The organism is Paenibacillus sp. J22FR83, assembly GCF_059691955.1.
The window spans coordinates 97807-117274 of the sequence record NZ_JCAUAM010000009.1; the positions used below are offsets into that span (position 1 = coordinate 97807).

22 protein-coding genes are annotated in these 19468 nt (G+C 47.1%); 12 read left to right on the forward strand and 10 right to left on the reverse strand.

Annotated features, from left to right (window positions below):
* Positions 1-42 precede the first annotated feature (42 nt).
* From AC58PV_RS17515 to AC58PV_RS17525, 3 genes are all read left to right on the forward strand, one after another.
* The gene (locus AC58PV_RS17515; RefSeq protein WP_497433502.1) at positions 43-381 is read left to right on the forward strand and encodes a hypothetical protein; all 339 of its coding nucleotides are present in this window, start codon (positions 43-45) and stop codon (positions 379-381) included.
* 181 nt (positions 382-562) lie between these two features.
* Positions 563-805: a spore germination protein gene (locus AC58PV_RS17520; RefSeq protein ID WP_068666489.1), complete on the forward strand. Its 243-nt coding sequence runs from the start codon at positions 563-565 to the stop codon at positions 803-805.
* A gap of 21 nt (positions 806-826) precedes the next feature.
* Positions 827-1087 (forward strand): hypothetical protein, encoded by a 261-nt coding sequence (locus AC58PV_RS17525; protein WP_497433504.1) that lies wholly within the window; start codon positions 827-829, stop codon positions 1085-1087.
* Between the two features lie 22 nt (positions 1088-1109).
* On the opposite strand, the gene AC58PV_RS17530 is transcribed toward AC58PV_RS17525, so the two are convergent.
* The 8 genes from AC58PV_RS17530 to AC58PV_RS17565 form a co-directional block, all read right to left on the reverse strand.
* Positions 1110-1469, reverse strand: coding sequence for a hypothetical protein (locus AC58PV_RS17530; protein WP_068666485.1), 360 nt, complete (start codon positions 1467-1469; stop codon positions 1110-1112).
* 14 nt (positions 1470-1483) lie between these two features.
* Positions 1484-1966, reverse strand: a complete 483-nt coding sequence (locus tag AC58PV_RS17535) for a hypothetical protein (protein WP_497433505.1) — start codon at positions 1964-1966, stop codon at positions 1484-1486.
* 8 nt (positions 1967-1974) lie between these two features.
* Positions 1975-2193: a hypothetical protein gene (locus tag AC58PV_RS17540; RefSeq protein WP_497433506.1), complete on the reverse strand. Its 219-nt coding sequence runs from the start codon at positions 2191-2193 to the stop codon at positions 1975-1977.
* A 146-nt stretch (positions 2194-2339) separates the two neighbouring features.
* The gene (locus tag AC58PV_RS17545; protein WP_497433507.1) at positions 2340-2783 is read right to left on the reverse strand and encodes an Hsp20/alpha crystallin family protein; all 444 of its coding nucleotides are present in this window, start codon (positions 2781-2783) and stop codon (positions 2340-2342) included.
* A gap of 110 nt (positions 2784-2893) precedes the next feature.
* On the reverse strand, positions 2894-3187 hold the full coding sequence (locus AC58PV_RS17550; protein ID WP_497433737.1) for an alpha/beta-type small acid-soluble spore protein: 294 nt from the start codon (positions 3185-3187) through the stop codon (positions 2894-2896).
* Between the two features lie 13 nt (positions 3188-3200).
* Positions 3201-3671, reverse strand: coding sequence for a GtrA family protein (locus tag AC58PV_RS17555; protein WP_497433509.1), 471 nt, complete (start codon positions 3669-3671; stop codon positions 3201-3203).
* A 4-nt stretch (positions 3672-3675) separates the two neighbouring features.
* Entirely contained in the window at positions 3676-4689 is a 1014-nt protein-coding gene (locus AC58PV_RS17560) for a glycosyltransferase family 2 protein (protein ID WP_497433510.1), read from the reverse strand.
* 130 nt (positions 4690-4819) lie between these two features.
* Entirely contained in the window at positions 4820-4930 is a 111-nt protein-coding gene (locus tag AC58PV_RS17565) for an MYXO-CTERM sorting domain-containing protein (RefSeq protein ID WP_204787604.1), read from the reverse strand.
* Positions 4931-5116: 186 nt separating this feature from the next.
* On the opposite strand from AC58PV_RS17565, the gene AC58PV_RS17570 reads away from it, so the two are divergent.
* Positions 5117-5902, forward strand: a complete 786-nt coding sequence (locus AC58PV_RS17570; RefSeq protein WP_497433512.1) for an AraC family transcriptional regulator — start codon at positions 5117-5119, stop codon at positions 5900-5902.
* Between the two features lie 330 nt (positions 5903-6232).
* Here the strand turns inward: AC58PV_RS17570 and AC58PV_RS17575 are convergent, their stop codons facing one another.
* Positions 6233-6838, reverse strand: coding sequence for a DUF2087 domain-containing protein (locus AC58PV_RS17575; protein ID WP_497433513.1), 606 nt, complete (start codon positions 6836-6838; stop codon positions 6233-6235).
* 148 nt (positions 6839-6986) lie between these two features.
* Between AC58PV_RS17575 and AC58PV_RS17580 the strand changes: the two genes are divergently transcribed.
* The 8 genes from AC58PV_RS17580 (at position 6987) to AC58PV_RS17615 (ending at position 18382) form a co-directional block, all read left to right on the forward strand.
* Entirely contained in the window at positions 6987-7625 is a 639-nt protein-coding gene (locus AC58PV_RS17580) for a futalosine hydrolase (RefSeq protein ID WP_497433514.1), read from the forward strand.
* A gap of 1 nt (position 7626) precedes the next feature.
* Positions 7627-8469 carry a 1,4-dihydroxy-6-naphtoate synthase gene (locus AC58PV_RS17585; protein WP_497433515.1) on the forward strand — a complete coding sequence of 281 codons (843 nt, stop codon included), beginning with the start codon at positions 7627-7629 and terminating at the stop codon, positions 8467-8469.
* 211 nt (positions 8470-8680) lie between these two features.
* Positions 8681-10438: a sensor histidine kinase gene (locus tag AC58PV_RS17590; protein ID WP_497433516.1), complete on the forward strand. Its 1758-nt coding sequence runs from the start codon at positions 8681-8683 to the stop codon at positions 10436-10438.
* Positions 10439-10441: 3 nt separating this feature from the next.
* Positions 10442-11182, forward strand: a complete 741-nt coding sequence (locus AC58PV_RS17595; RefSeq protein ID WP_497433518.1) for a response regulator transcription factor — start codon at positions 10442-10444, stop codon at positions 11180-11182.
* A 160-nt stretch (positions 11183-11342) separates the two neighbouring features.
* Positions 11343-12662, forward strand: a complete 1320-nt coding sequence (locus AC58PV_RS17600; RefSeq protein WP_497433519.1) for an ABC transporter substrate-binding protein — start codon at positions 11343-11345, stop codon at positions 12660-12662.
* A gap of 196 nt (positions 12663-12858) precedes the next feature.
* The gene (locus AC58PV_RS17605; RefSeq protein WP_497433520.1) at positions 12859-13815 is read left to right on the forward strand and encodes a carbohydrate ABC transporter permease; all 957 of its coding nucleotides are present in this window, start codon (positions 12859-12861) and stop codon (positions 13813-13815) included.
* Entirely contained in the window at positions 13805-14647 is an 843-nt protein-coding gene (locus AC58PV_RS17610; RefSeq protein WP_497433522.1) for a carbohydrate ABC transporter permease, read from the forward strand. The genes AC58PV_RS17605 and AC58PV_RS17610 overlap by 11 nt, the downstream gene beginning before the upstream one ends.
* 36 nt (positions 14648-14683) lie before the next feature.
* Entirely contained in the window at positions 14684-18382 is a 3699-nt protein-coding gene (locus tag AC58PV_RS17615; RefSeq protein ID WP_497433523.1) for an Ig-like domain-containing protein, read from the forward strand.
* A gap of 66 nt (positions 18383-18448) precedes the next feature.
* Here AC58PV_RS17615 and AC58PV_RS17620 read toward each other — a convergent pair whose 3' ends face one another.
* Positions 18449-19405 (reverse strand): D-2-hydroxyacid dehydrogenase, encoded by a 957-nt coding sequence (locus tag AC58PV_RS17620; RefSeq protein WP_497433525.1) that lies wholly within the window; start codon positions 19403-19405, stop codon positions 18449-18451.
* Positions 19406-19468: the final 63 nt, after the last annotated feature.

The following is a 19468-nucleotide window of genomic DNA, read 5'->3' on the forward strand; positions in this document are numbered from 1 at the left end:
TAGAGCAATGTATCTCTATTGGGTAAGAGGAGGTGGACGTTCATGGCATCCAGAATTCGTAAAGAAGAAGTGCGCAAATTGATCGGGAAAGAAATTGTTGCTGTTAAGAAAGATGGTACACACGTAACTGGCAAATTGGTGCGAATCAGCGGTAACACATTGATGGTTGCTCCACAAAATGGGAAAAAAGTGCAAGTAAAAGCGATTATCCCGTTGGTCCTATTTGATTTGTTGGCAATTGGCACGGCACCTTATGCATATGGTGGTTTCGGTGGTGGCTTTGGTGGTTTTGGCGGCGGCTTCGGCCCTGGATTTGGCGGTGGCTTTGGCCCTGGCTTTGGAGGTTTCGGTGGTTTCGGTGGTCCAGGACTCTGGTTCTAGTCATCGTGTTCGTAGACTCTTTCCTTCGGGAGAGGGTCTTTTTCCATGTGGACACCATCTACACCATCTAAGAAAGATCGCACCATTTCACAGCTCACTGAATAGGCTAAGATACAGGTTACGGCAGGGTCCCATTCAGGAGGGAGAGCCTAGAACCAATCGCGGACAGGGAGTGAGCAACATGCCGAGTTCCATCGTGTTTAACATGATCAATATAAATAATCAGAATACGAATGCAACGATCGGGATTGGTGAGAATGCACAGTCCAGCTGGGATTCCCATAGCAAAAATAATTATGGCAACGGTGAATTCATCGGTAATTCGATCGCCTGCAACTTCGTCAATACCATCTTCGATAATGACTTTATTGATGCCCCAATTAATGATCAGGATTTCAAACCAGCCTTAACGAATCAAGTTTAAAAGGAAGGGTGGTTGTATGCGATGCAGAATCTGCTCGGACCGTTAGACCCGCCATTAATTCAATTTGATTCCATTCATGTCAATTCAATAACCGATGCTTCCGGCATATTCATGGGTACGAACGCTCAAGTGAATTGGTCAACGAGCAGCAAAAGCAATAGTGGCCTTGGTGAAGTCGGTGGTGAACACAATATAGTATGGAACAATATCAACACCGTTTACGATAACGATATTATTGATGCACCTTATACCAAGGGTGATTTGATCATTGGCCGTGTTTGAAAAATAAGCTCCGCGAGCAGCCTTACTCGGCCGTTTGCGGAGCTTTGGTTGTTGCATCTGCTTGGGGTGAAGAGGGTGCAGCCCCGGCCCCAGCGGTGAAGCCCGATGCTTGTGCTTGCACGGTTATCATCTCTTGCAGCCATTCTGGCGTATCATTATCGCCGACATTGAGCATGTCGAGGAAGTCGGAATCATTCAGCATGGAACGAGTACCGACCAATTGATTATGATCTCCTTCGACGGCGCCAAAGCCTTGAACGGTTTTTTGATTGCTTTGAAAATCTGTCGGCCAATTATTGCCCATATTGATACAGGACGCACTTTCCACAGATCCAATTCGGATCGAGCCGATGATAAAAGTTGGAGACATGAACGATGACACAGTATCACCTCATTTTACACTTTAGACTGGGGAGGGGTGTAGCGGTAGCCGGTTGAGGTCCGCTCAGGACCTGGACCGTCCTGTACAGGGGACGAATTCGAGAGACCGTCTGACGATCGCTCCTGTCGAGGCTCTTTCGTCACCTGAGAGCGCTGGAAAGCCTTATCCACGGCTTCATCCTGCGCTTTCCCATTCGGCTTAGCCCCGAAATTATTTCCCAAATTCAACGAACCACTAAGCTCCTTAATATCGAGCTGATCGAGTCGAAACGTTAAGTTCTCGAGAACAGGCTGATGAACGTGAAGGTTATCGATATGGATGCGTGGATGCTTAGCAGAAAGGTCAGCCAACTGTTCTTCCAATTTACGCAACCGCTGTTCCAATATGTGTACAGTTTGCGCGTTTACGGATGAAGATTCGGTTCTCATCGCAGGTTTGGGAGCGGCAGTAGCGGGTGTAGTTGGAGGCGGCGACGATTTCTTTTTTTGAAACCACATAGGTTAGGTCAGCTCTCTCGTGTATTCGATTTCACATCGAACGTATCATTATCCAGGACCGTATGCTTCCCGCCAAATACCATATTACGTTCACCTTGTATAACTCCGAGCCCTTGATTCGTCTTGACAGAATGTCTTCTGCCGCTGATCCGATTGCTGCCTTTGTTAACGCTAGAATTTTCCGATATGTCATCAATATGAATGGATTGAAATTGGATCCGAACCATGGTTATTCCCTCCAATCCTCAATTTCAGCTACTCCTTTCCATAGTATATGGGGACAAACGCAGAATCATTTCTATTTTTGCAAAACAAAAAGATCACCACAGCTCCTTTATGAAAGGGAGTCGGTAATCTTTCTTCAACCGTTGTCTCAAGTAAACTGTATGGGGATAACTTTCTCGCCATCGGGTGGTGCAAGCGGGATGCGAATGATAAGCAAACCATTATGATACTGTGCTCGCATCTGATCGGTCAAAGCCCTGCCAGGCAAGCGGATCGCTCGCTCAAATGTGCCGAAATAACGCTCAGACAACCGCATTTGCTCATCGCTAACCTGATACGGACGAACGAGCATCCCTCGGATGAGCAGAGCGTGGTCGCGGAAAGATAGCTGGATATTCTCAGGGGACGACAATCCTGGAACCTCAGCAACCACAACAAGTTCCTGCGGTGTTTCATACATATCAACTCTAGGTCCGGTTAGTGGAATAATACTGGCAATGTCCTGCCAGAATTCGGGGCCCAGCACATCGCCGGCTTGCGCCGACAGCCCCTTCCAATCGGGTTTTGACGAACGATTGCCTGGAGGATTCATCTGCCATCATCACCTGACTTCACCATGAAAAGTAGAGCTGCAAGCAGCTTGCTACTAGTTTATGTGAGGATACGTCGGATTATGGCTAGCATCTCAAATGCGGGTCGTGCTTAAGGCTGTGGTGGACGCTTATTCGCTAGCTGCTGTTGCGCCATGCGCACGAGCTCTTTCACCATGGCACCGCCAATTGGACCTCCGACTCTGCCGGCGTCTTCTGAGCTGAGGTGCCCATTATAGCCCTGCTGCAGAGGGACGCCAAGTGTACGGGCAACCTCGTATTTGACCAGATCAGGCTGAAGCGGATTAACGGCATACCCTTGATTCTGCATAACGTGAGCTTTAAGCAGCGATAAGCCTTGTTCGGATCCGGGCACCATAGCCCGGTTTCTTCTTCTTCGTGACATCATCAATCACCTCTTAGGTGTTAGGATGCCCTTCCTTTTTCGAAACATGAGTACGGAAAGTGAAATATTTATGCCCGACATAGTTGCCAATCGTGTACAAGCCATTTCCTACCAGTATGGCACCATTGTGGAGCCAGATTGTACGAGCATTGGGCCAATAGGAACTGAGCGCTTCGGCAAGCAGCCAGGAGATTCCATAAGATAATCCGTAGCAGATCAGAATAACGAGTCCGAACTTCCACCAACTGCTGCCGATACTGGCTTGGGAGCGAAAAGTAAACCTACGATTCAGTACATAACTCACTACTGCACCAATCGTATTACCGCCAAAAGTAGATAACCAATAATTCAGATTCAGGAGGTTAAAAAGAGCGAAACTGGCGGACAGACCCACCAGCGTATTTAACACACCGACGAGTAAGAAACGCGCAAAGCTGCCGGTTAACAAGGACTTAAGTGAAGTGGACGTAGGTGTTGAAGTCATCTTATTACCGCCTTGCAGAGGCAGGTTGGTTCGCCTGTGACGTGGCAGATGACAGATCCTGAGCTGCTCCCTCGATTAATTCTTTTTCGATGACAAAAAGCGGACGCTGCTTCACTTCTTTATAAATTTTACCTATGTATTCGCCGATCAGACCAATCGCAAGGAGCTGCACACCGCCGATGAACCAGACAGAGAGAATAAGAGAAGTCCAACCCGTTACATTCGCGCCGAGGAGTTTGCCTACAATCGCATAAACAGCAGCGACTACGCTAAGTGCGAAGAGCAGAAAGCCCATTACCGTAACCAATCGTATGGGAGTGACACTGAACGAGGTGATGCCGTCGAAGGCAAAAGCGAGCATTTTGCGCAGCGGATATTTGGATTCACCTGCCCATCGTTCTTTGCGGTCATAATAGACCTGTGTAGAGGGAAATCCTAGCAGAGGGACTAAGCCACGGAGGAATAAATTAACCTCTTGAAATTTCTCCAAATTATCGAGTGTACGCTTGCTCATTAAGCGGAAATCCGCGTGATTGTACTGTATTTTAACACCTAGGGATGTCATGAGTTTATAAAAGCCTTGCGCTGTAGCTCGCTTGAACAAGGTATCAGCTGAGCGATCTTGACGAATACCATAGACAATATCGTAGCCTTCATGGAATTTAACGAGAAATTCACGAATGACAGAAGTGTCATCCTGAAGATCTGCATCGATGGAAACGACACAGTCGGAATACGCTTTGGCTTTCAGAAGCCCAGCGAGTAAGGCGCTTTGGTGACCGGCATTTTTGGCCAGTTTAAGCCCCGTTACGAATGGATTAGCAAGGTGGAACCGCTCAATGAGCGACCAAGTTGCATCTTTACTGCCATCATCGACAAATAATACCGTACTACCCTGGGCAACTAATTGATCTGTTATGAGAGAATCTAATACTTCGCTGAGTTGAAAGACCGTTTCGGGGAGGACTTCTTCTTCATTATAACAAGGGACCACAATGGTCAAAATCGGTTTAGACACAGTACCTCGTCTCCGTCCTGAATAGGGAATAAATGATATTCATGCTTAAGTTTTTATTATAGCTAAAAGGATTAAAAAAAGTAAGCGGCTGAAACGGAATCACCGTTTCAGCCGCCGCTATAGCTTTCAATTACCAGCCAAACCCAAATGTACTAAGAACGATAACCAAGAGGATGTATAGTACAAGGACTACAGCAGTACCAGAATAACCAACGCCGCCAGTTCCGCAACCACAACTCATGTCAATCCCTCCCTTCACAAGATTACTATATGTCATCTGACTATAGGGTGTATGGATGAATGACCCGTATGCACAATAATAATTGGGCAACGTGTCCATTTTGTGAGACGGGAAGGGAATTTTGCGGATAGACAGCTTAACGGTACATGGATGAGGAGATATCTACGAGCGAGGAGGGAATGGAGCATGCGTTACGAGGAGCGTCAGCCGGATGAGACATTGCAGCGATATATCCAATGTTATTGGTATTTGGAGCGGGATTACAGCGCGGCGGAAGAGGAGGAAACCCTGTGGCCAGATGGCTGCCAAGAGCTGATCTTTCACTATGGGGCCGATTATTCAATCGGTGGGCAAGTGCTGCCGAGAGCATTTTTTATCGGGGCACTTTCTCGCTATCAGCCGCTTGCCGCAGATGGTCCCATCCGTCTATTCGGCGTGCGCTTGCTGCCATGGGGGTTGCGCGGCTTCAAAGAGATGGATCATCGTACGTTGATCGATAAGTTTCTTCCGCTCACAGACGTATTTCCCGAACAGGAACTTGCTGAACTAGTTCTACAGCTGGCAGAGTCTGACTTGGATGAGGGGATAGCCCTGCTAACGGCTTATCTGACTCGTCATTTGCAACCAGAAATCAAGCATGACGCGATGATTAATATCTTGTCCAAACTATATCGAACACCGATGGAGCAGGATGTTCCCATCAGCGTAGCTGAGAGCGGATATTCGCAGCGGCATTTTGAACGAATTTGTTCAGAGCTTGTCGGGATGTCTCCGAAAAGATTAAATGCCGTGTCTCGATTTAACATGGCTCGCCTTCAGATTTTCTTCAATCCCATGATAGATATCGCGAGTTGTATGGACCAGTTTGGCTATCATGATTATGCGCACTTTTCCAAGGAATTTAAGAGATGTCTCGGCGTTACACCGACGGTGTATAAGAAGTGGTTGTTGGGGCTTGGGAGGGTGCGTTAAAAATCGAATTGAATAGCTCGTTGGTGGCGGCCGATTAGGATAATAACTGTATTTTCTCCAGTTAATCGTGCGCGTTTCCTTCTACCGAAGAGAAATGGACGAAATTAACTGGAGTTTTTCCATTTAAATTCCAAATCAGCTGAATAGCGTTGAAAATAGCTGGAGTTTTTACAGTTAAAGTCGAGGGGGGAGTTGGTACGACAGAGTGATGAGAAAGATAAGCGTAACTAAAAGTGACGAGAGAAATTAAGTGTGATGAAGAGTAGCATAAGAATGATTAAATGTAATGAGTAGCATGCGTGAGTAGGTGATCAAGAGTGGAGTTCCCACTTAGGATAGGGTTTCCCATTTTGCCCACATTTCCCTCGGATTCAACTCGTAAACTTCACTCTCGCGAAACATAAATTGGTGCATAATCAGTTCTCGGCGCAGTGTTGCGAAATCGGGATGATAGTTTTTGAGGTAGAAGTTAAGCTCTTTTTCGTCGTAGGAGCGGCCTTTCTCAAGTCCTGAAACTAGATGCTCAAGGACAATGAGTTTTTTCTTGAGCTGAGCGGGAATATGTTTGAGTTTACCATCGAGCGTGAAAAAGTTCCGTAAAACAGATTTTTGAAGATTTGAGTGTTTGTCTTCTATTTCCATGGATGCGGGTAGCTCCTTTTTATTTTTGAAAATGAGGTTAGCGGTCGCTTGGCTATAGCTATGAATGAAGGCGTCGTTCAAGGTGAAATAAATCGTGTTTTTGTCACGGCGCTCATGAATTAGGTTGGCTTCGCGAAGTTTGGAGGCATGGTGGGTAATAGTCGCAGGTGTTACGCTCAGCTTCTCAGCGAGAGTTTGCCCATTAGATTCACCGTCCGCTAACAAAATAAGCATGCGAATACGCGTAGCATCCGACATTGCTTTGTGGTAAGTGAGGATTTTGTCCAATTGCATACGAGAACAACTCCTTGATAAGTAATTTAACATTAGTCTAATTAGATATTATTTAAATTAAATGATCCTGTCAAGCGTGAAAGTTTCCTTCTGGACATGGGTCATGTAAAATACGAGTATAGAAGTCAAAGCTTAAAGGGGAAGAACGATGCGAATACTTGTCATGACAGCAGTCGCTGCTGAACGAGATGCCATACAGCGTGGTCTTGGTCAGGATAGCCGATTTGACTATGCATTAGCTGGTGTTGGGCTTGCTGCGGCGGCAGTAAACGGTGCCCTTGAACTTGCCAAGGCCGATTATGACCTATTGATTATCGCCGGCATCGCAGGCGGTTTCGTGGGCCAAACGGAGATTGGCTCGCTTGTTGTTGCGAGCGAAATCATCGCCGCCGATCTTGGCGTTGAGCTGCTGGATGGCTTCAGCAGCTTGGACGAGCTGGGCTTCGGCGTGACGCGCATCAGCGCGAATGCCGAACTGGCCCAGCGTGTGACGGCGGCGCTGCAAGCCGCAGGCCTGCAGGCGCAAGCGGCGCCGGTGCTGACGGTGGCCACGGCCACCGGCACAGCGGCAACCGCCGCTGCGCTGGCTGCGCGCGTGCCTGGCGCTGCTGCCGAAGCCATGGAAGGCTTCGGCATTGCGACAGCTGCGCAGCAGCGCGGCGTGCCCGTACTGGAGATCCGCGCGATCTCCAACGCGGTCGGCCCGCGAGACCGAGACGCCTGGCGGATCGGTGATGCCTTGAAAGTTTTAGAAGCAGCAGGTTCAGTCTTAGCGGAGGTGCTTTAAAATGAAAATAGCGTTCTCACCTTGTCCAAACGATACATTTGTTTTCCATGCCTGGGCGCATGGCTTAATCCCAGGCGCACCAGAGCTCGATGTCCTCTACGCGGACATCGACATCACGAACCGTCTGGCCGCCGAAGGCACCGGCCCCGACGTGCTCAAGATCTCCTACGCAGCACTCCCGTGGGTGCTGCAGGATTACGCCCTGCTGCCCTGCGGCGGCGCCTTGGGCAGAGGCTGCGGCCCGCTTGTGCTGACGCGGCCAAGCGCTGACCAACCGGCAGACCCGGCTGCCCTTAGCGGTCGCCGAGTAGCCGTGCCAAGCGAGCGCTCGACAGCGTACTTACTGTTCCGCCTATGGGCCGAACAGAACGTGCCTGGCGGCGCCCTCGAAATCGTGGTCATGCCGTTTCACGAGATCATGCCCGCCGTGCGGGACGGCCTCATCGATGCCGGCCTAGTCATTCATGAAGCGCGGTTCACGTACCCGTCGTACGGGTTAGCGCTTCTAACCGATTTGGGCAGCTGGTGGGAGCAAGACACCGGGCTGCCAATCCCGCTGGGCGCCATCATTGCTCGGCGCACCATGGATGTGAAGGCGCTCGCGGGCTGGGCTCGCGCCTCGGTGGAATACGCGTGGGCGCATCCGGAAGCTTCGCGCGACTACGTCATGCAGCACGCGCAAGAGATGGATCCGCAAGTCGCGCAGCAGCACATCGACTTGTATGTTAACGAGTTCACCGCTGATCTCGGCGAGAGCGGTTATGGCGCTGTCTTAACCTTGCTCCAGCGGGCAGCAGAGGCAGGTCTAGTGCCCCAGATGGATTATGCGGCTTTATTGAAATAGTATGGAAAAGGCTGTCTTCCTCGTAGTTAAATCTACTTGGAATGACAGCCTTTTTGTGTTCTTTTACCCTGACGTAGTCCTATACAACACTCCTAATTAACCTTGATTTATACACGCAAATATAAAGTAAAATTAAAGTAGATTTGTCGACAGCGAGCAATCATAATTGGCGTATGCAAGAACACTTGGGTTAAGAGGTGAAGGATTCAGCATGCCAACGAAGCTATTTCTATCCTTACGGGGCAAGTTCATTATTTTGTTTGCTCTGCTCATTACGGTTCCCTTCTTTATTAGCGGATGGATTACCTATTATCAATATATCTCGAATGTGGAAGAGGACTCCCGTAGATATACAAGCCAAATTATTGAACAGGTCCACATTAATCTAGACCGATACATGAAGGACATGGATCGTATTACGATGGCGCCTTATTATAATCAGAACGTCATGAATATTCTGAGAAAGCACCCTAAGCAAAGTAATTCCGAATTCGTAACCTCTGATGAATACAGCAAGATGAATTTGATGATTTCTTCCATCACCTTTGATCGAAGTGAGATCAAGAGTATCTTGATTTTTGCGCTTGATGGGAACTTGTTTAGCAATCTGGAGACGACCGTTGATCGATACTGGGAAGCTTCAAGCAATCCATGGATGGCAGATGTCGAGAAGGGTGACGGTTCAATTGTCATATTGCCCCCACATGACGCAGGGTATTATTTGGATGGCACGGAGAAGGTTATTTCCATTGCACGAGTCGTTAGGGAAATTTCCACCAATGAATATTTGGGCATCGTAAAAGTAGATCTGACAGAGTTGGGTTTCAAAAGTTTGCTAGATTCCACGAATTATAATAGCAAAAGCCAAATTTATATTTCGGATCGTAAAGGTGATGTCATCTACCCAATGGACGGGATGAATATGGATAATTCATTGAGTTTGAAGGCAATTAACGACAGCAAAGAGCACATTTCGGCCAAGGTAAGCTCTGAATTTACAGGTATGCAAGTGACGGGTTTTATTCCGAAGAGTGAGGTAACAGCGGGAGCACGCAAGCTAGTAAGGTCTACGTTTATCGTTTCGGTTATTTCGATGCTAGTTGCTTATCTCTTAGCCGTTGTAGCATCAAGCCGACTAGTGAAGCCGATTCGACATCTTCAGAAGAAAATGAAAAAGGTGCAGATGGGTGATTTTGGAGAACGAGCTGAAGTTGCTTCTCACGATGAAATTGGTCATTTAACAGGTGGCTTCAACATGATGGTAACAGAAATCGAGCGCCTGATTAAAGAAGTGTATGAAAGCAAGCTTCGTGAAAAGGATGCCCAGCTATCGACGCTTGAGAGTCAAATCAACCCCCATTTCATCTACAATACGCTGGAATCCATTAATCTGATGGCTCTGGAGTCGAATCATCCTAAGCTATCTAGTGTTGTCGTCAGTTTAGGCAGGCTGCTGCGATTTACGGTAGATAAGGATGAGCGTCTTGTTTATCTGAAGGACGAGCTGCTATTCATAGAATCCTATATTCAGATTCAGTCGTATCGATTAGGTGGCAAGCTTCAGATGGAGCTTGATGTCGACATGGGGCATGAAGAGTATCTCGTTCCCAAATTAATGCTTCAGCCTTTGATCGAAAATGTCATTGAGCATGCCATGGAAGACGATCCTGTCATTGTCCGAATTGCCACATATGTAGAAGAGGATCACTTTGTCATCACGATTTCAGATGATGGCAAGGGGATTACCGAGGAGAGAATGAGGCAGGTAGAAGCTCATATCTACAAGGAAAGCAACGAACACGGCGCTAGGGATGGCTTTGGATTCAAGAAGAAAGGCTTCGCTCTGCGAAATGTTCACTGGCGAATCCGACTATTGTTCGGACCGGAATACGGGTTGTTTTTGGATAAAACCCATAGGCAAGGCACACATTTTATTGTGAAAATTCCATTGCAGTGGGAAGGGGAATGACAAGTGCTTCGAATTTTATTAGTTGAGGATGAGATTAATCTTCGGAATGGTTTCCGTCATTTACTTGAGCATATTATAGGCGGGGTTCAGGTAGTCGGTGGAATGTCCAATGGCGTGGAAGCGCTTGAATGGCTGAAGACCAATGCGACTGACGCCGTCATTACGGATATTCGTATGAAGGAAATGAACGGGATTGAGATGATGCGGAGGCTTAGCGACCAATATCCTGAACTGCCAGTTGTCATCGTTAGCGGTTACAGCGATTTTGAATATGCACGGGATGCGCTAAGGTATCATGCTGCGGATTATTTATTGAAGCCAGTAGACAAGGCAGAACTCGCCATTGTTATAGATCGATTAAAGAAGGAGCTGCTCAAAAGCAATCCCCTGCAAGCCGAAGCAGCCTCTTCTGCAAAGGAAGGGCAAGAGGAGCGGCAAATCATAAGAAAGGTCAAGGAGCTTATCGATAGTCATCTTGATCAGAACATCTCCCTGCAATATTTGGCTGATCAGGTGTTCTTAAACCATAGATATTTGTCCGCATTATTCAAGTCCGAAACGGGACAGAACCTGTCGGAATACTTGACACAGCGCCGAATAGAGAAGGCTAAGCAGCTTTTAAAAACGACGCATATGAAGGTTCAAGACATCGGTAGAATGTCGGGATATCCCAATGGCAAGTATTTCATGTCCCTATTTAAGCAAGTCGTTGGGTTGACGCCATCCGAATTTCGAGATCAATAAACGTACGAATATGCATGCAGATTATTATACCAATATCGATACAATTCGAACCTATTCTGAACTTTAGGCCATAAAAGAGCGGGTTCGTTTTCTTTATAATAAAGTTTGTAAACGTTTCACTGAAGCGGTTACATAATACAAATTAAAGGGGAACTCGAATATGAATAAAAAGTTTAGCTTACTCATGGGCACGCTGCTAGTCACAACTTCAGTAGTAACTGCTTGCGGTACCAAAACAGATACGCCTGCAGCAGCCGGAGCTACAACTGCGCCAAGTTCGTCGACAGAAGTGAAGGCACAGAAGCCTGTTACTCTGAAATTCAGCATATGGGGCAACGATACGCACAAGAAAATGTATGAAGATATGATTGCCAAATACAAAGAGAAAAATCCGAACATCAGCGTGGAGATTACAATTATTCCTTTTGCTGACTACCAGCAGAAGCTTTCGATCATGCAAGCATCGAATTCTGCTCCAGATGTCGCATGGCTCGCAGAACGCATGATTCCACAATTCATTCAGGGCGGTCAGCTTCTTGATGTGACTTCTTTGAAAGCGGATACGGCGTATAAATTTGATGAGGTGTATCCAACCACGCTCGAATTGCTAACCAAAGACAGCAAGATCTATGGCATTCCATTTTCTACACCTACCTCGATGATCTACTACAATAAGACGATGTTCAAAGCCAAAGGACTGGCAACGCCAACTGAGTTGTATAAACAAGGGAAATGGAACTATGAAGAGTTTCTCAAAGCGGCGAAAACATTAGCTGACCCTGGCAAGGGTGTATATGGAACGAACTTCGTACGCAATGGCTGGACCAACTGGCCGGATGCCCTGCAAACAGTATTTAATTCATACGGTGCTGAGTTGTTAAGTAAAGATGGCGCGAAGTTTACCTTGAACTCCAAAGAGGGCGAGCAGGCGCTTCAGTTGTATTCGGATATGATCTTCAAGGATAAAGTGCATCCGAAGCCAGGGGATCAAACGACGTTCGACACGGGTAAAATTGCTATGCAAAAGGAATTGTTCAGCTATATGGGTAAAGCTAAGGCGATTAAAGACTTCGAGTGGGATATCGCGCCATTGCCTCAAGGACCTAAAGGTGCGGGCACGACAATGGGATACGCTGGCGTTGTTGTTATGAAGGATAGCAAATACCCGCAAGAAGCAACGGACTTCCTCAAATACATTACGAATAATGAGAATATGAACATTACGAGCCAATATTTCGTACCTAGCCGCAAGTCGATTCTGGAATCGGAGTCATTCCTGAAGCAAGGGCCATCACCTGAGAGTGTGAAGCTTGCTGTCATCGATCAAATGGTAGGCGCTACTACGTTGCCAGCTCACAAAAATTGGCAGCAAATTGATACCAAGATGCAAACAATTCTTGATTTACTCTATGCGCAGTCGGGCACAGTGAAGGATGTATTAACCAAAGCGGAAAGTGAAGTAAGCCCGTTGCTTAAATAAATGCAATAAAGAAACATCACGGTAGTGGTTTGGAGTAGAAGGATCGTCTGATCGCGAGTTATGTCCTGATTCTGGCAAGTAGCTTGAGCTCAAGCTTGTGCATATGTCAGCCCCCTTCTACTCGAAGCTTCTTGCGCTGCTGTGGATTTCGTGTGTCTATGATTCGAAAAACATACAGAGAACGGAGAGAAACAACATGGATTCCGCAGGTGCGAAATTGACCCCATCCCTGCAGACGGGGCAACCCGTTTCCGTCCGGAAACGTGCCAAGAGCCGCCTTGCTTCAAGTGGGGCATGGTATGCATACTTATTTATTTCTCCGATGGTACTCGGATATATCATCTTCTTATTGGTTCCGATCGTGGCTGCTTTCGGCATGAGCTTCACCAATTACTCTCTCCTTCACGATACGGCCTATGTAGGGTTGGATAACTATGAGAAAGCATTTCTGAACGACCCTTTATTTTGGAAGACGGTATGGAACACATTGTACTTCTCGGCTGGGCTCATTCCCTTGAATTTGATGCTGGCGCTAGGTTTGGCTCTTCTGTTAAATAGAAAAATACCAGGAATCTCCCTGTTTCGAACCGCTATATTCACGCCGGTTGTGACTTCGATTGTCGTATGGGCGATTGTGTGGAAATACATTTTTGCGACGGATGCTGGCTTGGTCAATCAAATCCTGCAGTTATTTAACATTCAGGGACCCGCATGGCTTTACAATTTTGGCTTGGCGATGCCAGTAGTTATCGTGGTCAGCGTATTGAAGAATGTAGGTCTGAATATGGTGATTTTCCTTGCTGCGCTGCAAGAGGTTCCCAAAATGTACTACGAAGCTGCCAAGATTGACGGAGCCTCACGTATGAGAACTTTCTGGAGTATCACTTTCCCGATGATCTCACCAGCGTTTTTCCTAGCGCTTATCCTAACCTTAATCGGTTCGCTGAAAGTATTCTCCCAAATTCAAGTCATGACGGATGGCGGTCCAGGGACGAGTACATATGTTCTTGTTTACTACATTTATCAGCAGGCATTTAAGCAATTTGAATTCGGTTACGCATCTTCAATCGCTTTCATCTTGTTTTTCCTAGTGCTGGTCTTGACCATCGTGCAATGGAATATGAGAAAAAGGTGGGTGCATCATGAACAATAATCAACAGGGCATACTTCGAAACCTGCCTATTTATACAGTGCTTTCCCTGATATCACTCGTTATCTTGTTTCCATTCCTATGGATGATCACGACTTCACTTAAGGATCCGACTAAAATTTTTCTTTTTCCACCGCAATGGATTCCTGATCCGATTTCTTGGTCCAATTTCAAGCAAGTATTCATCAAACAGCCCGAGTTTCCTCTCTATTTCTTCAATAGCGCTTATATAGCCATCGTAGTTACCATCGCTACTTGCTTGTTTGCGGCACTGGCTGGGTATGCGTTTGGCAAGATGAATTTTCGCTTCAAAAATGTTATCTTCCTCATCTTGCTGACGGGTATGATGATTCCGACGGAAGTAACGGCGATTCCGATGTTCGTTTGGATGTCTAAGCTGCATCTGACCGACACGCACTTCCCGTTAATTGTACCATCCGTATTAGGGGCAGGCGGCATATTCGGCGTATTCCTACTTCGCCAATTTTTCATTATGGTCCCAGATGAGCTGGAGGAAGCGGCCAAAATTGATGGCTGCACACCATGGACAACATTCTGGCGTATCATGCTGCCGCTTGCTACACCAGCGTTATCCACACTCGCTATTTTTACATTTCTTCATAGTTGGGATAACTATTTCGATCCACTGATCTACATTAGCGATAATAAATTATTCACTTTACCTGTTGGACTCAAGTTATTCACGGATACGGCAGGGACGGATTGGCACTTATTAATGGCAGCCTCCGTTATGGCGACCGTGCCCCTATTGCTTGTTTTCTTTCTCGCCCAGAAGCGATTTATCGAAGGGGTAGCTTTGACTGGTTTGAAATAAGTAGAGAATAATCTACCATTAGAAGGAGCAAGGCTGATGCTAAAAAAAGTGATAGCCAGTTTGATATGTTTTATCATGGTGCTGAGCATGGTAGTCGTTGTTAAACCAAAGTCTGCGTCCGCTCTAGCGGGCTTTCCAATTTTCAAATATCAGGGGCAAGTCTTGAACCCGCTGGATCTAAAATATAATCCGACAGACGAGATTATTTTTCCGCAAGTCGTTAAAGCGACGGATCATATTGCGAATCCGCTAGGTACTTATTATTTGTATTATGCTCCTCATGATGCACCAGGAGGGATTAATCTGGCGTATTCCGATTCCTTGAACGGTCCTTGGACGGAGTATGAGGCTAATCCGTTAATCTCCAATGTTTGGTCTCCGAATTACAGTGTGTCTCATGTGTCCTCACCGTATATGATATGGAACGATGCGGCTCAGAAATTTTACATGTACTATCACGGGGAAAATACGACGACAAGGATTGCCTCAACCTTAGACGGCATCAACTTTACGTATGAGCGAAAAGCGCTTGGCACGAGTGATTTTGTCGGCTTGTCGGAAACCTCCTATGCCAAGGTGTTCAAGTACACGATTCCCTCCAAAAATAATACGTACATCATGCTGCTGATGGGGAATACCACAGCGAATAAAAGAAACATTTATCTCGCATGGTCCAATGATGGTCTTAGCTGGACCACGCAAAAGAATCCTTTGATTACTTCGAATGCATCTGAAGGAACAAACTTGTCCGGTCCCACGTATTTTCCATGGAATGGCAAGCATTATGTAGCCTACCATGCGTCTTCGGGGAATGTGCATATTACCGAGGTTGGTGCTAATTTTGACCTGGAGAATCATCTAGGGATACTACATGACTCTGATGATGTGATTGATCGGGGACGAACGGCCTCGGCTAATTTTGTATATGACGGCGAAGACTTATATATGTTCTATGAGCAGGGCGACCGATTAGGCGGTGTGCTTGCCTATGCCAAGATGGATCCGAATGCGGTTGAACCTATCGACGAGATACCGCCACTGCCCCCAGGCCCGTTCAAATATTTTAATGATGATATGAATAAGTATTCACGCGGCTGGTCCAAATTGGTTAATGGCCCCGGTTCCGTAACACAGGATAGCGGAAATGTAAAAATTATAGACTCAAGTACCTCTTTTTCAACCTATTTACTGAAATCCGATTTCGCACCTTTGGTGGGAGCCTTCACCGTAGAGTATAGAGCCAAGGTAAATACAGCCAACACCTTAAATGAATTTACAATCCGAAGCGGTAATTATCAGATCGGACTTTATTTAAAACACGGTACACAAGGTACGGCGCAGAATAAATCTAGCAGTCCAAGCAAGACAGCTACGCTAGATACCACTGTGTATCACGATTACAGAGTCGTTGTTCACGCTAATTATACGTATGACTTATACATTGACGGTCAACTCGCTTGGGCTGGAGCAGCCAGTTTGGGTACCGGCGGCAATGTGATGAAAATTGGCGGAGACACGTCTCCAATCGCCGATATTACATTGGACCACGTCAAAATGGGCAGTGGTGAAATCATTCCAGGAACAGCTGTGATTAATGCGGTATCACCTGTGGATGTGAACACATATGTCAACGTTGCTCCAACATTGCCTTCAACTGTCTCAGTTACGTATAGTGACGAGTCGGTCGAAACGCTGCCGGTTACGTGGGACAGCCTAACGGCTGATCAATATGCCGCAGAAGGTACCTTTACTTTACAAGGAACTGTAGCGGGAACAGCCATACGAGCGGTGGCGCATATCACTGTAGGAGCTAGCCCGGCTGCTATTGTCAGCTTCGAGCCAAAGTTGGTTACGACTGCTGTTGGAGTAGCGCCAGTATTACCTACTCAGGTTACCGCTGTGTACGACAATCAGTCGCAGAAATCACACCCTGTCATCTGGGATACTGTGACACCTTCGCAATATGCACAGGCAGGAAGCTTTGTTGTGTACGGTTCCGTAGAGGGGACAGATGTGAGAGCGGAGGCTCAAGTCACAGTCAATCCTAACCCAGTGATTGTTAGTATCAATCCGGTTGGGGTGTTAACAACGACAGGCATAGCACCAGAACTTCCTTCCGTAGTAACAGCCGTGTATGATGATCAGTCTACTTCATCGCAGTCTGTTACATGGGATCTCGTGGAGGCTTCCCAGTATGCTGAGGCAGGTTCGTTTGTCGTCAATGGCGATGTTGCAGGCACAAGCATTCGCGCAGTAGCGAATATTACGGTCACGGACATTCCAGCTGTTATCGTATCGATTGAACCTGTATCCGTAAGCACGACAACCGGGGTAGCACCGATATTGCCGACCGTTGTAACGGCCGTATATGATAATCAGCTAACCTCCCAGCTTCAGGTTGTCTGGGACAACATCGCTCCAACGCTTTATGCCCAAGCAGGTACCTTTGTCGTTCATGGATCAGTAGCCGGAACTGCGCTTCAAGCGACTGCGAATGTAACGGTGACAGCTAGTCCTATCCATGGAGAGGACCCGGACGATACGACGGACGATACGTCTAACGGATCGGGCAGCGGCGGAGGTGTCATCACTGTACCTGTTAAAGAAGAGCCTAAGGATCCTAACACGTCTACAGTTACCATTCAAGATCAAGACATGGCTAAGGCCATTGAGGGAGCAGCGAACGGAACGATAAGCTTAAGCGTTCCAGCAGAGTCGACAACGAAGAAGTTTGTCATACAAGTTCCTGTTGCGTTGCTGAACGAAGCAGATGCGAACCAAGTGAAACAGATCGCATTCCAGGCAGGCACCACTAAAGTCATCCTACCGATTCAAGCATTGAAGCAACAGGCAGGAACGGATGCGAAGAACATTCAGGTTGTCGTAACGAACGTTGAACGAGAGGCGCTTTCCGAGCAGGTAAGACAATCCATTGGGGGCGGTAGCGTATTCCAATTTGACTTGCAAGTGGATGGAAAGTCGACGAAGAACTTGAGTACCGAAGGTGCTCGCATTGCCGTCAACTATACGTTGAAACCGGGAGAATCTCCGGAGAAAGTCATCGTAAGCTATGTGAACGCATCAGGAAAGTTAGAGGTTCTTGTGAATGGGGCCTATAATGCCGCTACTGGACAAATGGAGTTCACGACTACAGAGTTGGGCAACTATGCCCTATTCTATAAGGATGTTACCTTCCAAGACATCAGTGATGTATCTTGGGCGCAAGCCAGCATTGATGCTCTGGCAGCGAGAGACATAATTCGTGGTATGAGTGAATCGAGTTTTGTACCGAATAACCCGGTCACAAGAGCAGAATTCGTAACACTGCTAATGAGAGCCTTCGGCTTCGATGGTGAACAGACTGCGTCAAATGCCTTCTCAGACATTGATCAGGAGGATTGGTACTACAGCTCTACTGCTGCAGCTAAGCAGCTTGGCATCATAAGTGGCAGAGAAGACGGGAGCTTTGGTGCAGAGGATGAGATATCCAGACAAGATATGGCGGTTATGGCGTATCGTACCTTACTAGCGCTCAACGCAAGTATCCAGACGAATGCTGGCTCCAAGGCCTTTGACGACTCGGCTGACATCTCCGATTATGCGGCTGAAGCCGTCAGTGCCATGCAAAAAGCAGGTATTATTGAAGGAAGTGATGGCAGCTTTATGCCAAGCGATAGCACGACAAGAGCGCAAGCGGCTGTGATCATTTACCGTTTATTGAATAAGATAAAATAATCGACAATTAAAAAGGACTGCCGCCAAAGCTTCGAATTCACGAACTTTGGCAGCAGTCCTTTCATACTATCCGATCACATTCACCGGTTGACCCGCGACGAAACTCCGCGCATTACTGCTTGCAACAGCCATCAACCTCGTTCTAGCTTCCTTCGTTGCCCAAGCGATATGCGGAGTAATAATTACATTCCGCGCATGCAGCAAAGGAGTATCCGGTTTTGGCGGTTCAATGGTCAACACATCAAGTCCGGCTCCAGCTAGGCGGCCTTCGTTCAAAGCTTGCGCAACATCTGCTTCGTTAAGCAGTCCACCTCTGGCAGTATTAATTAGAATTGCCGATGGTTTCATCATGGCGATCCGCTCCGCATTAATCAGCTCGTTCGTTGCAGGCGTCAGTGGACAATGCAGACTAACGATATCAGCGCGTTGCAGCAACTCCTCAAGCGATACCCATTCAATGCCTTCCACAGGTTGTGGCACATTTCGTCCGCTCCCTGTCGCAATGACCTTCATACCCATCGCCTGGGCGATCAGAGCTGTTTGCTTGCCTATCTGACCAAGTCCGATCAGCCCCAAGGTTTGTCCGTTTAATTCAACGAGAGGGGAGACACTGTAGTAGAAATCAACCGATCCAGCCCAATCCCCTTGAAGCACGCTGTCGCTATGGCGCTGTACCCGGTGGCAGAATTCTAACACCAGTGCAAAAACCAACTGAGCAACCGAGTGCGTGCTATACGCAGGAACATTGGTCACTACAACACCGCGTTCTTTCGCGGCTTGTACATTTACAATATTGTAGCCAGTTGCCAAAACACCGACATATCTCAGTTTCGGCAGTTGACTTAGCGTGTCAGCGGAGAGAGGCGTTTTATTTGTCAGCACGATGTCTGCGTTGGCCGCACGCTCAACGATTTCGGATGCAGCGGTTCGATCATAAACAACCAGTTCACCAAGCGCTTCAAAGCCGCTCCAATCCAAATCACCTGGATTCAATGTATATCCATCAAGAACAACGATATTCATCTATGTACACACTCTCCCACTAGTCTAACTTTTCAATGGAGTCAACTTTTTCACATTTCGCGA

Bases quoted from the DNA above. Each gene is read 5' to 3' on its own strand.
- AC58PV_RS17515 (WP_497433502.1), top strand. From the start codon at position 43: ATGGCATCCAGAATTCGTAAAGAAGAAGTGCGCAAATTGATCGGGAAA.
- AC58PV_RS17520 (WP_068666489.1), top strand. From the start codon at position 563: ATGCCGAGTTCCATCGTGTTTAACATGATCAATATAAATAATCAGAAT.
- AC58PV_RS17525 (WP_497433504.1), top strand. From the start codon at position 827: ATGCAGAATCTGCTCGGACCGTTAGACCCGCCATTAATTCAATTTGAT.
- AC58PV_RS17535 (WP_497433505.1), bottom strand. From the start codon at position 1,966: ATGTGGTTTCAAAAAAAGAAATCGTCGCCGCCTCCAACTACACCCGCT.
- AC58PV_RS17540 (WP_497433506.1), bottom strand. From the start codon at position 2,193: ATGGTTCGGATCCAATTTCAATCCATTCATATTGATGACATATCGGAA.
- AC58PV_RS17545 (WP_497433507.1), bottom strand. From the start codon at position 2,783: ATGAATCCTCCAGGCAATCGTTCGTCAAAACCCGATTGGAAGGGGCTG.
- AC58PV_RS17550 (WP_497433737.1), bottom strand. From the start codon at position 3,187: ATGTCACGAAGAAGAAGAAACCGGGCTATGGTGCCCGGATCCGAACAA.
- AC58PV_RS17555 (WP_497433509.1), bottom strand. From the start codon at position 3,671: ATGACTTCAACACCTACGTCCACTTCACTTAAGTCCTTGTTAACCGGC.
- AC58PV_RS17565 (WP_204787604.1), bottom strand. From the start codon at position 4,930: ATGAGTTGTGGTTGCGGAACTGGCGGCGTTGGTTATTCTGGTACTGCT.
- AC58PV_RS17570 (WP_497433512.1), top strand. From the start codon at position 5,117: ATGCGTTACGAGGAGCGTCAGCCGGATGAGACATTGCAGCGATATATC.
- AC58PV_RS17575 (WP_497433513.1), bottom strand. From the start codon at position 6,838: ATGCAATTGGACAAAATCCTCACTTACCACAAAGCAATGTCGGATGCT.
- AC58PV_RS17580 (WP_497433514.1), top strand. From the start codon at position 6,987: ATGCGAATACTTGTCATGACAGCAGTCGCTGCTGAACGAGATGCCATA.
- AC58PV_RS17585 (WP_497433515.1), top strand. From the start codon at position 7,627: ATGAAAATAGCGTTCTCACCTTGTCCAAACGATACATTTGTTTTCCAT.
- AC58PV_RS17590 (WP_497433516.1), top strand. From the start codon at position 8,681: ATGCCAACGAAGCTATTTCTATCCTTACGGGGCAAGTTCATTATTTTG.
- AC58PV_RS17600 (WP_497433519.1), top strand. From the start codon at position 11,343: ATGAATAAAAAGTTTAGCTTACTCATGGGCACGCTGCTAGTCACAACT.
- AC58PV_RS17605 (WP_497433520.1), top strand. From the start codon at position 12,859: ATGGATTCCGCAGGTGCGAAATTGACCCCATCCCTGCAGACGGGGCAA.
- AC58PV_RS17610 (WP_497433522.1), top strand. From the start codon at position 13,805: ATGAACAATAATCAACAGGGCATACTTCGAAACCTGCCTATTTATACA.
- AC58PV_RS17615 (WP_497433523.1), top strand. From the start codon at position 14,684: ATGCTAAAAAAAGTGATAGCCAGTTTGATATGTTTTATCATGGTGCTG.
- AC58PV_RS17620 (WP_497433525.1), bottom strand. From the start codon at position 19,405: ATGAATATCGTTGTTCTTGATGGATATACATTGAATCCAGGTGATTTG.